Origin of the sequence: Candidatus Defluviilinea proxima, from assembly GCA_016721115.1 — a bacterium.
Classification (GTDB): Bacteria; Chloroflexota; Anaerolineae; order Anaerolineales; family Villigracilaceae; genus Defluviilinea; species Defluviilinea proxima.
Map to the genome: position 1 here is coordinate 3,220,217 of JADKIW010000001.1, position 13,381 is coordinate 3,233,597.

The window sequence follows — 13,381 nt, forward strand, 5'->3', positions numbered from 1 at the left end:
AATGACAATCGTTGCAATGGCATTAAGCATCATCATTGGAACAGCCTCGCTTGCGTATGGATATTCGCAGGCGGATTTTGGTGACCCTGCACGTTGGATCGCGCTATTGGGAATCCTTTGGCTGGCGGCGCATTGGCGTAGGGTCTATTGGTTTTCTTCTGTTGCTTTTTTTCTTATGATCGTTGCTGCGGCCTTTGGCGTTTGGCGCGAATTTTCCACAGTATGGATGTTCCTTGGTGCGCTTGGTGGTCTGCTCGGCTGGGACCTATCCGATTTTGCACGGAGGTTACGATACGCCGCCCCAACAGATAATGTTGAGGACATGGAACGACGCCATTTAACACGCGTAGGCGTTGTCGCTGTGTTGGGATTTGGGTTGTCGTACTTGAGCGCGGTGTTACAAGTCAAGCGGCTGGCGTTCGAGGTGGCCGTGGGCTTGATCCTGCTCGCAGCTTTTGGGGTGACGAGGTTGGTAGTGAGGTTGAGGAAATATTAGTGAGGAATGGGTGTGGCTTCATAAGGGGCTATTCGGGTCAATTCTAAGGATTTACTGCCCAATTCTGCTAATTGCTTTTGAATGTCCCAACGTAGGTGATTGAATGTTGGGTTTAGGGTTGCCTCCGCAATTTGTAAAAGCTGAATCGCATCATCTTTTCTGCCATCATCCAAAGCCATAAGTGCTTCAACGTAGGTTAACATGCCTCCTCGTCCCCATGTTCTTGGCATACCTTCATAGAGGTCTTGTTGCGCTAGATCTCTTTTCCCCGTTTCATAGTATATATATGCACGTAGATAATATTGCCACCCAGATAATTCGCAATCACAAATTCTCTTATCTAAAAGCGGTAACGCTTCACTGTAACGCCCCAATAAAACCAGGTATTGAATTTTCATGGTTGTCTTGATGTCCATATTCTCATTGTTGAACATGGAAGCGTTGATTGATTTGAGTGCTTCATCCAACCTTCCAAGGCATGCCAATGCTTGCGAGCGGATGTTCAAGGCACCACCAAGAGTGGTATCTCCCTGTGGTAATTTGTCGATAATTTGTTGTGAAAGTTCTAAAGCCTTCTCGCATTGATTAGAATAGATTAAATCAACAACTATCGAACGATCAGGGTACTCGGCTGATGTCCCCAATTCGTAGGCTTTGTATGCATTATCTAAGCTAAGAGCTGCTAAATACTCAGTATCAACGTTGTATTCCGTGGTGGAACTAAGTGATACATAGACGCTCCCTCGTAGTGAGTAATAATCCCCAACGTCAGGACGCAGGGCAATTGCTGTATCTATATCATGAAGTATAAACTCAAGCTTGGATCTATATGTGCCCAGACTTCCAACTGCTTTGATTATTTTATAAGCGGCGGATGCACGCTGGTAATATGCATCCGCATTTTGCGGATCTCCTGCAATGATCTGTGTCCAATAGGTAATGCTTGTGTTGTTGTAAAAGTCCGCCATCGCAGGGTCGTCAGATGAAACGCCGGGTAATGGAGTAGCTGTATTGGCGAACGTTGAGGTTGGGTGCGGTGTCGATGAAGGTATTTTGGTTACTGTGCTTACGATGGGAATATTTTCTGGCACTTGTGTGTTTTGTGCGGTGATTATGCTAGGTTGCGATTTGATGACCCCGCCTGTAAGTAGACCACTGAAGTATGCAACGCCTAGAAACATTCCTGCGCAAAGGATGCCCCCTATTATTATTCCCATTGTGCTATAGATGCTGGGGATGTTGTTTCGTTTTTTTGCGTGCGTTCTTTGTTTTTGCTCCACTGGTAATTGAGTAGTTTGTTGCTTAAGTTGATCATTTTTCTTTTCTGTTAGTTCTGGGTGTGCTAGGCTTGCCAAAGCTTGAGTTGCACGTTCGTTTTCAGGATTGATAGCTAAGACTTTTTGATAACAAATCTTTTTCTTTTCGTTATCATTGATGCAATACCCTAAATATAGCCATCCCAACTCAGAATTTGGGTTGTTTTGAACTGTCTGGGCAAAGTAGGATTGTGCTTTTTCCAGGTTTCCCGCCTTTGCTGCGTCGATTCCAAGTTTTAGTGTTTCGCTTTCTGTCATATGTTTCCACCATTAGAGTGATGAGCTACCTAAGTATGAAGGCAGGATTTTCCAGTGACTAAGCATTATTATAAATCCAATATACGTGCCCGGATAATTTCAGCTTGATATTGAAGAAGTATTGGATACAAATTATGCTCTGACCATTAGTGTGTACTATGGGTTTTAGTGGCTTACCACAGTCCGGACACCAAACGATATCGAACGCGCCGTTTATACTCTTGATAGCCAACTAGATTTTGTTCTAGGTAATGATCTTCATCATTTGTTTTGAGTATGTAAGCTACAACAATTACGCTTGTTAGAACTACGTTCCATTGCCAAAGAAATACCAAGCCCAGACCAACATTCATCAAAATTGCGAAGGTGTATATTGGGTGACGTAGGAAATGATAAGGTCCAGTGTCTATTACTTGATGGTTGTTTAACAGGTTAGTCTCTGCTGTCCAAAATTTCCCCAAATAGTGACGACAATAAAACATGCCTATGATGCCTGAAATTGAGAATACCGTGCCAGTGCATGTGGCCGTCAGATTTTCTGCAAGGGCGATGGGCGATAATTGCAGGCTGGCGAGAATCCCAGTGCTTATTACTCCGATGGAACAGAGGAGAATCACCATTAATGTGACTGTGTCAAAACGAGAACTTTTTAAGCGCAATGAGGTCTGAATATCGACGATTATCTTTTTCCCGCCTTGCCAATAGCGAACAATCCAGACCAAAAAACTGCCAATAGTAATCCATCGTAATATTGTTATGCTGATCATGCGAATTGCTTACGAGGCGGAAACACCGTTATTGAACAACGCCTTTACGGATGGACGCATCAGAATGATGATGGTAAAAACTCCAAGAACCGTACCAAAGGGTGTAAATATGCAGCTCACCCCGGCCATGACCATGCAAAAGAGCCAGCGCTGATGCTTGCTAAGAAAATAGCCCGATACTGCCAGACAGATCGCAAATGCCCATCCGAAAAATATTATGGCAGCAGGAATAAGTGTGAACATGAGGCCGAACACAGAAACAGGAAATGGCATATCTGTGGGCCGAGCTTCTGAGAAAAAGTCGCCTGTCAACATTGAGATTCCGATCATCAGATGAAAAATCGGAAAACATGCAAACAAGCCTGCAAACCCCGCAACAATATAATGGAAAATGGCGAGTATCTTAATTTGGTCGAGATCTTCTTTCATGGCAACTATCCTCCTGTTTTTTTGAATTTATGAATAACTGGTGGCCCAATGGCAGGTATTATCTATGATAGGCGAGCATGGAATCTCAAGGCAAAGAAAACTTGATGCGAGAAAAAATACTCGGAAATGTGCGGAATCCACAGCGCCTAATATATGTTGTGTTGAGTAGCTATTAGGTAGCAAGCCTCTTTAGCTGTTGCCACGAATTAATGTCTGTAAAGTAAATATGATTCATTATGGCAAACCCTTTTGCATTATTGGATATCTCTCCTACAACAATTAACCAAATTTTTATCTTGGGATATTGTTGTTGAATAGAAAGCAGTCGTTCTAACACAGAAATTCCAGTTGTATGAATATATGCTCCTTTGACTTCGACAACCCACTTTATTCCGCTGGGTTCCATACCAACAAAATCAGGGGTGTATTTTTTGTTTTTAATATTGTACGGCTGTTGCGTTTGTGAGACTATAGGCAACGTTATATCTTTATCTGTGCCAAGTAATAGACCAGGAACTTCTTTTCCAGACAAAGCCGAAAGGACATCATACACTTCTTTTTCGATTATGCTGTCATACTTTATAACAGTATCACGGAGAGCCTCAGCCTTCTTGTGTAGTGACTTGCTCTCTTTTGAGTATTTTTCTAGCTCTATCCCAAGTTCCTTGCGAAGAAATTTCTCGATAATGTCAACGAAACTGCTAATCTCTGCCCATAACTGGTGTTTATTCCCTGTAACTTTATAGTGTTCAAATTGATTTCTGTAGTCCTGTATTTTTCTGATTACTTCAAGCTCATCTTGAGAAAAAGTTACCTTTGGCCCAATTTCAAGCCGCTCCAACGCATCATCTAGATCTACTGTATTCGGAATTTTCTTGCCTAGTTGCAGTTTAGACTTTATTTCAGACAATCTTCCTACAAAAATAAGTTCGGGTATGTGGCGTGATAAGCGTTCTTTGAGTAAAAGCAAAAAGCCAGAAAAAAGATTGGTTATCCCATATTTATAATTACGAATTTCAACTTCAGTTGCTTTAGCATTCTTCAATGCATGATTCTCTCCAAATAATTCATCCATTCCCTTAAGTATGAAGTCCAATCCGTTTTCGAGAAGGTTTAAGGAGAGGTGCGATTCTGGGGGTGTTGCCTTTGCATTCATAAAGTACTGCCTGATTTATTTGGATGGTATTACCCAACTATTATTTAGACGGCGATTTCCCATATAATGCTTATATACTGACTATTTCAACTGTACACCTAATTCAATTATGATATTAGGCGGCCGAAGATATAAATCGAACAAATGAATTATATGTTGGCTACGACAAAAAGGCAATTGACTTACAAAATAAACTTTAGCTTCTTCGACAACAAAAATAACGGATAATACCAAACTAAATTGAATTGCTAAACCATTCAATCCTGATATGGTTGATCAGGGGGAAGCACCACAAAAACAGTTAGGTCTGCCCATCCTCCATCCCATCCTGTGGCGTAAAAACCCACATACCGAGCTTTTATATTCTCTGGCAGAGTTAGTACGCGTGGTTGACCACGATGGCTGGAATTTTCATAATTTGTCTCTTCTATTGCTACTTGCCACGTCTTCAGATCATTCGAGACAATATAGGCCGTTCGAGGGGCCTTACTCAATCTCCCGTCCACAAAAAGCGTTGTCACAATTTGATGAATATCTTTAGGCTTGCCCAGGTCTACATAAAACCAGGAGTTAGTTGACCCTGCACAAGTCCAAGATTTACCTGAAGTCGCCCCTGATGGATATCCTACTTGCCAATAAGATGACGCAAACGTAGGTTGGTTCCACGCCAAATCCCCCGCAATTTGGGAGAGGCTTGCAGGATCGGCAGGGAGGTTGATAGGCGCAACAGGTTCCTGCGGCTCAATATTCAACTCAAGTATTTTATAGTCCGATGGATAAACATTTTCGATTGTAGGCGGTGCGATTGGTGTTGTAATAGATGTTAGGCCTAATCTTTTTATTTCTGTTTCAACTTCAATTAATCTGGCTTGCACGTCCTTGTAGTTTGGATCTGTTTCAAAAACCATCTCGAGTGTTACTTTTGCATCTTGCCATCGACCGAGGTTTATATATCCCAATCCTTTTTGATAAAGAAATTCCAGAGCATCGGCCGTCATGGTTGGCCCGGCTGCTATAGTTGCCTTAACTTGTTCAGTATGGACTTGGTAAATCATTGACGCACCAAGCAAAAGGCCGATTATGACCAATAATATAGGGACAATCGTCCCCAGAATTATTCTTCCTTTAGGTGATTCGTTTTTCATATGCAGTGTAATTTATCAGTGAGCAGATTATATGCCTGCTAAGATAAAAAGACAATTTTGAACTTTCTTACAAAATAAACTTTAGCTTTTTCGACAACAAAAATAACGGATAATACACAACCAGACAAAATGCGATTGCAAACAAAAAATTCATCATCGTGGTTGTGACATGAAAGAACGTCCCGCCGACCCAGAATGAAAGCGGATGAAGAAAATAGATGGCCGAAGACAATTTGGATAAATGGTCGTTCGCAACTGTCTTTTGGATTTTGTTTGTGACAATGAAAAGCATCGGGCCGATCAGAAGCAGGGACAGGAAAATATCAATGCCGCTGGCGTCCACGCGGAAGATGTAGGCAATACAAACTTCAATCAAGAGCAAGAGAAAGCCTGCGAATAGAAGGTTTCTGACCTTTGCGTCTGAAATTTCCGAGCCATATCCCTTGCGGATAAGATATCCAGCCGTCACCATGGGGAAGGCGAAGAATAGGAAGTGACGATAGACGAAATAGGGTAGCTTTATTCCTGTGTAAAAGATGTAATACTGAATCACAACCCCGACTAGGAATAACACGAGCGCTGTGTTTGCCAGCGTTTTATCGCTTTTATTACGGAGTGCGAACAATAATGCGACGGCATACAAGAGTCCGCAGAGGTACCATAGATGGTAATACCCGAAGACACTGTATCTCGTTAGATTGTAGATAATCGTTGTAGGTGTTTGTCCCAGCGCAGGGAGGTAGAACGGAGAATAAACAGCCATCCAAAAGGCGTATCCCAGCGCGATCCTTTTTGCCCAAGATGTGAACCCTACTTTATCCTTTATTGTCCCTGAAAGGTAATATCCGTTGATGACAAAGAATGTCGGCACCGCTATGCGAGAGATCCCATTCACGAATAATTGATTTGCTACCGGTGACGTGTCAAAGAAAAGATTGGCGTGCAAGCCAATGACCATGACCGCCAGAACAAGTTTAAGCGAGTCGTTCGCTAGATTTCGAGACATTCTTATTCACCCGTTAGGTCAAATTCATACATGACAGTATCATCTGATGCGGCTTCTCCACCCGCAGACTTGTAGAGTCTGTTCGCTGGGATGTTGCTTCGATCTGTCAGCACCCATGCGTTCGCACATCTGAGACTTTGTCCTAACTGTAAAAGCTTCTTCATGATGGCTTTCCCGACTCCCTTGTTTTGATAGACTTGCGCAACGCCGACTTCATTGATCCATAACTCTGCTGGCTTATCGGGATGCACATAATGAACTGCAGATGCAAAGCCGATAATAACATTATCGGACAAGGCGACTACGATGTGGTGGCGTGGGTCCGCGAGAAATTCATGGGCTGATTTTTCGTCAATGGGATTGTCAAAGATGTCCTCTGTGACATTCATCAAGAGGGGCAAGTCTGACGCGGACAATATTTTTATGACAAATTCCTCAGCCATTGCGCTGTCTCCTTGGGGTGTTTGAAGCGTATCAACTCTAAGTGCTGATGCTCTGGTAAGGACAATAATGCAGGATACTCACGTTTCCTGCGCCAATAGGTTTTGAATAGCCAGTTATAGAGCGAGTCGTCTGACCATAGCTTGAGATGTTTCCCAATGTTCTCGTGGTTGGTTCCCCAAAGGAGTTCTTGAGTCCACCAGCGCTTGAAGGTGCGGCGGGTGAGTTGCCAGAAGATCCTTGGAAGTGAATAATCGAGCCAGATGACAACTTCCGCTTTGGGCCAGAGAAGATCGCGTACAACACGATAGTTACCTGCAGAAACCCAACCCGGTGATTGCGTTGCCTGCTCCACGCGTTGACGGAAGATTTCGAGCGGGGCTTCGGTCCAGTTAGGCTCCCAGTGGAGTGCATCAAGTTCGATGAAGTGGTAGTTGAATTTATCCGCAAGTTGCTCCGCGAGTGTGGATTTGCCAGAACTGGTGGTGCCAATCACAACGATGCGCTTATAGGGGAATGATGACATGATGTTTTTTACCACAAAGGATATGAGGATCGCTAAGAAAATTCTTTCCTTACATATGCGCTTCGACTTCGCTCTGTTCCTAGAAGTATTCCGTCCTCCCGAAAAACATCGGGACGATGTGAGCGGATGTTTGAGTGGTGTTTGCGAAGCCCGTAGTCGACACTTGCACCAGCACGCAAGTGCAGTCGAAGGACGCTCCGCTCAGCGCGGAAATCAACTCACGTAAATAGGATTACTAAAGATCCAGCCGCGTTTTTTGCCGAGGTAATTGCGGCGGACTTCCACACGGTATACGCCGGGCTCGGATGCTGTGTAGGTTACATCTTGTTGATGGCGCCAGGCTCCAATGCGTATGCCATCTTTGAACAGATGGATGTCGGCTTCCTTATCTGGGATGTGTATTTGCAAAGTGACGCCACCTTTTGATGGAATTTCATCTCCCATGATGGCCGAGTGTTCGAGTCCTTTAGCCTTAAAACGAAAGCCTTTTGTGGAGGCAGGCAGATCATAGCCCACGAAGCAATGTCCGTTTGCGATGGCTTCGTAGATCACCTTTTTGTCGGTGGGAACGTCACCCGTCAGAGGTTCTGGAACAAAAACATGGGTATTCACCGTTTTAAAGTGAAAATCATATGGAAAGATCACGCGATGGACCGGCCCCATGTTCATATGGAATGCATGCGCATCGGAACCGCCGATGGCGATCACGCGTTTTCCATTGGACATGAGATCGTCCCAACGTTGTAAGGTCTTTGGGTCGGGTCCGTGCCCGATCAATTGTGGAAACAATGCAAGAAAGGCTGCGTGTAGTTTGGTTGGGACAATGGTCTTGATTTCGCTGAGACCATTCCAGAGTTCGATGCCAGTGTAGCCGTGCACATTCCAGGCATCCCATGTGATGTCCGTTTCGCCAAAGGCAGGTGCGGCAGCATCATTTGGATGTGCGATGAAGCAAAGCCCTTCTGCTTCATTGACGCCATTGATTAGTGATTGTGGATCGTCTGCCAGCCCGGCGAGATCACGGTTGGCATTGAAGATCAACAGGTGGTTCTTTTGCGGGATCAAGTCCTGGTCGTGGACTTCCTGCCCAACGAGAAGCAGGACTCGGGTAGTGTTGAGGCGATAGTATCCCTCCACACCTTGAACGAGTACGTTGTGGTCCGTTACGATGACTGCATCCAGCCCGGTTTTGATGGCGGCTTCGGCAATATCTTTGTGTGTGCCACTCCCATCGGAATATCTTGTGTGCATGTGCAGGTTGACTACGATTTCGTGCATGAGACCCTCGATTTGACGTTTCTTTGACCAAGCGGGTATAATGTCCCCGCTTAAAAGGAGGCACGTATTAGATGGAAACCTACTTGAATATCGCGCTCATTATAATCTCGGTCTTGCTCATTGCGAGCGTGATCATGCAGAGCAAGGGCGCGGGCCTGGGTGGCTTGACCGGCGCTGAATCGGGAAGCGTGTTCACTGCCCGCAGAGGTGTGGAACGCACATTGTTCAGACTCACGATTGCGTTGAGCGCCTTGTTCTTTATCCTTGTGATAACACTTGTGGTTATCACGGGCTAGAGCGAAAAGTACTCCCCTGAAGGGCCCGTTCGTTCCGTAAGGTGGCGCCTTGCGTCACCGGTTGGGAAGAACGAGCCTTTCTTTATTTATAAAACAAATATGAAACAATTACGCTGGCAGATCCTTGTAGTCATCATTACTCTGGTGATCGTGGCTGTATTGCTCTATACACAGCAATCATCTCCGACCAATAATGGTGGCGTTGTCATTGAACAACAACCGGAACAGGGTGGTGTATATACCGAGGCGTTGGTCGGCTCATTGGGACGTTTGAATCCGGTATTGGATTGGAATAACCCTGCTGACCGCGATGTGGATAAGTTGATCTTTAGCGGTCTTGTCCGTTTTGATGAACGTGGATTGCCTCACGCAGACCTTGCTGAGGCTTGGGGGGTATCGCAAGATGGTTCGGTCTATAACTTCACTATTCGACCCAACGCGGTCTGGCATGACGGGACGCCTGTTACCAGTGACGATGTGATATTTACTATCGACATGATGAAAGGCACCGGCTCGCTCTATCCACAGGATGTGAAAGATCTGTGGGGCAGGGTACAGGTGGAGCGTCTCAATGAGAAGAACTTCAAGTTCACATTGCCCGAGCCGTACGCTCCCTTCATGGATTATCTGACCTTTGGTGTTCTGCCAAAGCATTTGCTCGAATCGACTCCACCTGAACAAATGGCGAGCGCCGAGTTCAACATCAAACCTGTTGGCTCTGGTCCTTATAAATTCGATCAACTGATCGTGGAGAACGGACAGATCGTTGGCGTAGTGCTGACCCTTTCCACGAATTATTACGGCACGCCTCCATTCATCGAGCAGGTTGTGTTCCGTTATTACCCAACTTCTGCCGCCGCTTTCGATGCTTATAAACAAGGTGATGTTTTTGCAGTTAGCCGCATCACGTCCGATGTGTTGGACAAAGCGCTTCAAGAGCCTAATCTGTCGCTCTATACCAGTCGCGTGCCTCAAATGGGATTTGTCTTCCTCAACTTGACCAGCCCTGATGTCACGTTTCTTCAAAATGTTAAAGTGCGCCGCGCACTCATGCTTGGCTTGAATCGCGCGAGCATCATCAATACGGTCATGCAAGGACAGGCGTTTGTTCTGGATACGCCGATATTGCCCGGCTCATGGGCTTATTATGATGGCACCGAACGTTTTGAATACGACCCCGATACTGCCATCGCTTTGTTGAAGGGTGAAGGATATGTGATCCCAGCGGGTGGTGGTGACGTGCGCGCCAAGGAAGGCGTTTCGTTGACTTTCACCATGGTTCACCCAGATGATGCCGTTCATACGCAGATCGCAAAGGCAATACAAACACAATGGGCAAGGATCGGTGTCCGTGTGGATTTACAGCCTCAGCCCTACGATCAACTTATTTTGACAACTCTCGCTTCTCGCTCTTTTCAGGCTGTTCTTGTGGACCTGAACCTTTCCCGCACCCCAGACCCTGACCCCTATCCTTTCTGGCATCAGGCTGAAGTTGTCGGTGGACAGAATTACTCGGGTTGGGATAATCGTGCGGCCAGCGAATATTTGGAACAAGCACGTGTTACAGCCGATTACTCATTACGTACCAGACTGTACCGTAACTTCCAAATAGTGTTTGCAAAAGAACTCCCTGCGCTACCTTTGTATGTGCCGGTCTATTCTTATGGTGTAGATGCGCAGGTGCAGGGAGTGCAAGTCGGTCCGTTGTATGAACCCAGTGACCGCCTGAATACTTTCACAACTTGGTACCTGTTAACCCGTCGCGCTTTGGAAGGTAATAAGTCGCCGACGGCTTCTCCATAATTCACTTTGTAGGGACGGAGGATGCCTCTGTCCCTACAAATGCACGAAAGAGGATATATGACAAATCTACAAACTGCACTTGCCTATGCCCAACAGAACCGTGAACGATTTCTAAACGACTTAAACGAAGTTCTCAAGATACCCTCCATTTCTACTGATGATGAATATAAAAATGAAACTCTGCGCACTGCCGAATGGATGGCCGCTTATCTGAAGAAACTCGGCATGGAACACGTTGAGGTGATGCCCACAGAAAACGGTGGACATCCTGTCGTCTATGCCGACCACATCAAGAAGCCAGGTGCCCCAACAGTATTGGTCTATGGACATTACGACGTCCAACCTGCTGACCCGCTGGAATTGTGGGAGACTGGTCCGTTTGAACCTGTAGTACGCGGTGACTTGTTGTATGCACGTGGTTCTTCCGATATGAAGGGACAGGTGCTTGCGACATTCCATGCTATTGAGTCTGTGATGAAGGCTGGCGAATTACCGGTCAATTTAAAGTTCTTGCTGGAAGGTGAAGAGGAGATCGGCTCGAAAAACCTTGAATCGTTCATCAAGAAGCACGCCGATAAATTCAAGGCTGACGTGTCGCTCAATCCCGACGCTGGCATGATGGGCGTGGACATGCCGACCATCACCTACGGTCTACGCGGACTATCCTACATGGAGATCAATGTGTGGGGTCCCAAGGTTGACTTGCACTCCGGGCTGTATGGCGGCGCGATCCACAACCCTGCACAGGTGTTGACCGAATTGATCGCGAAGATGCACGACGAAAAAGGACGAGTCACTCTACCTGGCTTCTACGACAGCGTGCGTCCGATCAGCGATCAGGAACGCGCAGATTTCGCAAGGCTCCCCAATGACGACCAGCATTATTTGGACGAAACAGGCGTCCCTGCGTTATGGGGCGAAGAGGGCTATATCTCCGCTGAAAGGACCGGTGCACGTCCCACATTGGAAGTCAACGGTCTGCTTTCAGGTTGGACTGGTCCCGGCTCGAAGACTGTTTTGCCCGCAAAGGCGATGGCGAAGATTTCCTGTCGTCTCGTTGCCGATCAGGATCACTATGAGGTCGTTGAGCAGATGAAGCGTTTCATGGAAGCCAACGCACCCAAGACTGTGAAATGGGAAGTCAAGAATCTAACAGGCAGTCCGTTTGCGATTGCGGATTTGAATAACCCAGGCATCAAAGCGATGAACAACGCCATGGAAGCGGTGTGGGGCATCCGCCCGTTCTATCGTCGTGAAGGCGGTTCGATCGGTGCGGTGGCGATGTTGCAACAGATCTGCGGAGTCGAATCTGTTTTGGTGGGTATGGGTTTGCCCAGTGACAACGTCCATTCCCCGAACGAACATATGCATCTGCCCACATGGTACAAGGGTATTGATGCGTTCATCCATTTCTTTTACAACATGGCGTAAGCGTAGGGGCGGGGTTCTCCCGCCCCGAGAATTGATATGTCAACATTGGGCGGGGAGACCCCGCCCCTACAGGAATTATTCATGGAAGATAAAATCATCTCATACGGCGGACAAGCCGTTATCGAAGGCGTAATGATGCGCGGAAAGAATGCCTTCGCGATTGCCATGCGTGCACCAGATGGCAACATCGTTGTCCACAAGGAAAACCTCGCGCAGATCTATCGTTCGCGTATCGCAAAGATGCCCTTCGTACGTGGCACGATCTTGTTGTGGGATGCACTTGGCCTCGGCATGAAAGCGCTCACACTTTCTGCGAACACGCAAACAGGCGAAGATGAAAAACTGGAAGGCCCTGCCTTATACCTTACGCTTGGCACTTCGCTTGCTGTTGGCATCGGTTTGTTCGTTTTACTCCCTGCTGGTATCGGTGGGCTTGCCGAACAATTTCTAGGCTGGAATACGCTCGCGCATAACTTGCTCGAGGGTCTAGTGCGCCTCGTTTTGTTGGTCGGCTATTTGTGGGGTATCGGCCTTATGCCTGATGTGAAACGTCTCTTTGGATATCATGGCGCGGAACATAAGACAATCAACGCTTTTGAAGCGGGTGCAGAACTCACACCCGATGTGGTTGCCACTTATCCCATCGAACATCCGCGTTGTGGCACGGCCTTCATGCTCACGTTCGTATTGCTGTCCGTTTTGGTGCATAGTCTTCTTGGCGACCAAACCATCGCTTGGAGGTTGGCCAGCCGTATTCTCTTGATCCCGGTCATTGCGGGACTCGCTGTGGAATATATACGCTGGACTGCCAATCATTTGGACTCGCCCCTCGTGCGCCTCTTAATTAAGCCGAACCTGGCTCTACAATCCCTAACCACGCGCAACCCTGACAACTCCATGCTCGAGGTCGCGATCGAATCCTTCAAGACGATGCGTCAGGCAGAGCAGGAATTTGTTGTATAGTTGAAAAGAAAGTTAAAATAAGTGTTTGATCAGGAAGCGCCCTTTACAAAGGGCGCTTCCTCTTTTGAGT

The 13,381-nt window shown here is 46.5% G+C and carries 14 protein-coding genes; 5 read left to right on the top strand and 9 right to left on the bottom strand.

What is annotated here, in order from left to right:
• The first annotated feature begins 1 nt into the window (after position 1).
• Positions 2–496, top strand: coding sequence for a hypothetical protein (locus IPP66_14950; protein MBK9926571.1), 495 nt, complete (start codon positions 2–4; stop codon positions 494–496).
• Here IPP66_14950 and IPP66_14955 read toward each other — a convergent pair.
• The 9 genes from IPP66_14955 to IPP66_14995 form a co-directional block, all read right to left on the bottom strand.
• Positions 493–2,070, bottom strand: a complete 1,578-nt coding sequence (locus IPP66_14955) for a hypothetical protein (GenBank protein MBK9926572.1) — start codon at positions 2,068–2,070, stop codon at positions 493–495. The genes IPP66_14950 and IPP66_14955 overlap by 4 nt on opposite strands.
• 173 nt (positions 2,071–2,243) lie before the next feature.
• Entirely contained in the window at positions 2,244–2,837 is a 594-nt protein-coding gene (locus IPP66_14960; GenBank protein MBK9926573.1) for an isoprenylcysteine carboxylmethyltransferase family protein, read from the bottom strand.
• Between the two features lie 9 nt (positions 2,838–2,846).
• Entirely contained in the window at positions 2,847–3,266 is a 420-nt protein-coding gene (locus tag IPP66_14965; GenBank protein MBK9926574.1) for a hypothetical protein, read from the bottom strand.
• Positions 3,267–3,438: 172 nt separating this feature from the next.
• Positions 3,439–4,422 (bottom strand): hypothetical protein, encoded by a 984-nt coding sequence (locus tag IPP66_14970; GenBank protein MBK9926575.1) that lies wholly within the window; start codon positions 4,420–4,422, stop codon positions 3,439–3,441.
• A gap of 257 nt (positions 4,423–4,679) precedes the next feature.
• A complete protein-coding gene (locus tag IPP66_14975; GenBank protein MBK9926576.1) occupies positions 4,680–5,567 on the bottom strand; it encodes a discoidin domain-containing protein in 888 nt (295 codons plus the stop codon).
• A gap of 67 nt (positions 5,568–5,634) precedes the next feature.
• Positions 5,635–6,573 carry an acyltransferase gene (locus tag IPP66_14980; GenBank protein ID MBK9926577.1) on the bottom strand — a complete coding sequence of 313 codons (939 nt, stop codon included), beginning with the start codon at positions 6,571–6,573 and terminating at the stop codon, positions 5,635–5,637.
• Between the two features lie 2 nt (positions 6,574–6,575).
• Positions 6,576–7,016: a GNAT family N-acetyltransferase gene (locus tag IPP66_14985; protein ID MBK9926578.1), complete on the bottom strand. Its 441-nt coding sequence runs from the start codon at positions 7,014–7,016 to the stop codon at positions 6,576–6,578.
• On the bottom strand, positions 6,995–7,540 hold the full coding sequence (locus IPP66_14990) for an adenylate kinase (GenBank protein MBK9926579.1): 546 nt from the start codon (positions 7,538–7,540) through the stop codon (positions 6,995–6,997). The genes IPP66_14985 and IPP66_14990 overlap by 22 nt, the downstream gene beginning before the upstream one ends.
• A gap of 213 nt (positions 7,541–7,753) precedes the next feature.
• Positions 7,754–8,818 carry a PHP domain-containing protein gene (locus IPP66_14995; GenBank protein MBK9926580.1) on the bottom strand — a complete coding sequence of 355 codons (1,065 nt, stop codon included), beginning with the start codon at positions 8,816–8,818 and terminating at the stop codon, positions 7,754–7,756.
• A 71-nt stretch (positions 8,819–8,889) separates the two neighbouring features.
• On the opposite strand from IPP66_14995, the gene secG reads away from it, so the two are divergent.
• The 4 genes from secG (at position 8,890) to IPP66_15015 (ending at position 13,311) form a co-directional block, all read left to right on the top strand.
• Positions 8,890–9,114 carry a preprotein translocase subunit SecG gene (gene secG, locus IPP66_15000; protein ID MBK9926581.1) on the top strand — a complete coding sequence of 75 codons (225 nt, stop codon included), beginning with the start codon at positions 8,890–8,892 and terminating at the stop codon, positions 9,112–9,114.
• 99 nt (positions 9,115–9,213) lie between these two features.
• Positions 9,214–10,917 (top strand): peptide ABC transporter substrate-binding protein, encoded by a 1,704-nt coding sequence (locus IPP66_15005; GenBank protein ID MBK9926582.1) that lies wholly within the window; start codon positions 9,214–9,216, stop codon positions 10,915–10,917.
• 57 nt (positions 10,918–10,974) lie between these two features.
• Entirely contained in the window at positions 10,975–12,348 is a 1,374-nt protein-coding gene (locus IPP66_15010; protein MBK9926583.1) for a dipeptidase, read from the top strand.
• 81 nt (positions 12,349–12,429) lie between these two features.
• Positions 12,430–13,311 (top strand): DUF1385 domain-containing protein, encoded by an 882-nt coding sequence (locus IPP66_15015; GenBank protein ID MBK9926584.1) that lies wholly within the window; start codon positions 12,430–12,432, stop codon positions 13,309–13,311.
• Positions 13,312–13,381: the final 70 nt, after the last annotated feature.